This is a genomic window from Aneurinibacillus aneurinilyticus ATCC 12856 (assembly GCF_000466385.1).
GTDB lineage: Bacteria > Bacillota > Bacilli > Aneurinibacillales > Aneurinibacillaceae > Aneurinibacillus > Aneurinibacillus aneurinilyticus.
This window is the reverse complement of sequence record NZ_KE952890.1, coordinates 1-1,167: the sequence shown is the minus strand read 5'-3', so window position 1 is coordinate 1,167 and position 1,167 is coordinate 1. Positions and strand designations below refer to the sequence as shown.

1 protein-coding gene is annotated in these 1,167 nt (G+C 36.6%); it reads right to left on the bottom strand.

Annotated elements, in window-relative coordinates; all coding sequences use genetic code 11:
* Positions 1-158 precede the first annotated feature (158 nt).
* On the bottom strand, positions 159-686 hold the full coding sequence (locus tag HMPREF0083_RS21720; protein WP_021623979.1) for a GNAT family N-acetyltransferase: 528 nt from the start codon (positions 684-686) through the stop codon (positions 159-161).
* Between the last annotated feature and the right edge of the window lie 481 nt (positions 687-1,167).

Here is a 1,167-nt window from a genome sequence, read left to right as displayed (position 1 = left end):
GGGACCGCAAAACATCTAGGTAGACGCGAAGAGGAAGACGACAATTTGCCGTCCTCTTTCGCCTGGCTGGGCAACCGCTTGGGAAGGGAGACGAAAGGCCTTGTTTGTGTTCCGTTGTGGTGGCCCTTTCTCTCTGAACAATCAACAGGTGTGCCAATTTATTTTTGATTTATATGAAATAGAACATGTTTATTTAGACTATCTTTCTCAACTCTTGGATGATTGAAAGTTTTAATAAAACTCATACCGATTTTTATCATTACATTTTTTGAAGGCTTATTCACATCAGCTGTAAAACTATAAACATCGTTAAAACCCAATTCGTTAAATCCATATTGTAAACAGGCTGTCGCTCCCTCGGTTGCATATCCTTTTCCCCAGGCCTCTTTTTTCAGTCGCCATCCGATTTCTATACATGGTGTAAAATCAGCCTCAAATGTTGCCCTGTGAAATCCTATAAAACCTATAAATTCTTTATTTTCCTTTACTTCCACGGCATATAACCCAAATCCACATTCTTTAAATTCGGATACAATTGATTTATAGAACACATTTGTTTCTTCAGGTGATAAGATTTTAGGAAAATACGTCATAACCTTTTCATCCGCATTTAGTCTACTAAATGGCCCTAGGTCTGTTTCTTTCCAATCGCGTAATTGCAACCTCGCTGTTTCTAAATATATCATTTTACACCTCCGAAAGAAGTATTATTGGACGGCTTATCACGCTGTACGTCGAAGCTTGATCCGTTATAGTAAACAGGTAAGAATTGACCAACCTATGTTTCTTATTCGACGTTGCATTCTCGTATTCCTTGCTGTTTAAATAGCGGAATCAAGCCAGATAATGCTATAATACTTTGTCGTAATAAGAGAAGGGATACCGGAAGGAAATATGGTTAAATGATGAGTTTTCTGGTTCAGGTAAAGAGTACTATAAACCCTAAGTTATCCAATTAAATACACAAAAACCTCTTAAAAAAGAGGTCTTTGGGGTGTGGTGTAATTCTTCTTCTCTTCATCCTATTAGTAATTATATCTTGTGCATGTAACTATGAGCTATTTAATTTACTTAATAGGATAATAACAAGCTATGTGAGAGAGTATAAAAAAGTGCTAGGTATGTACCGGTTTTATATACATCTGGTTTGATCAATCGACAAACTTT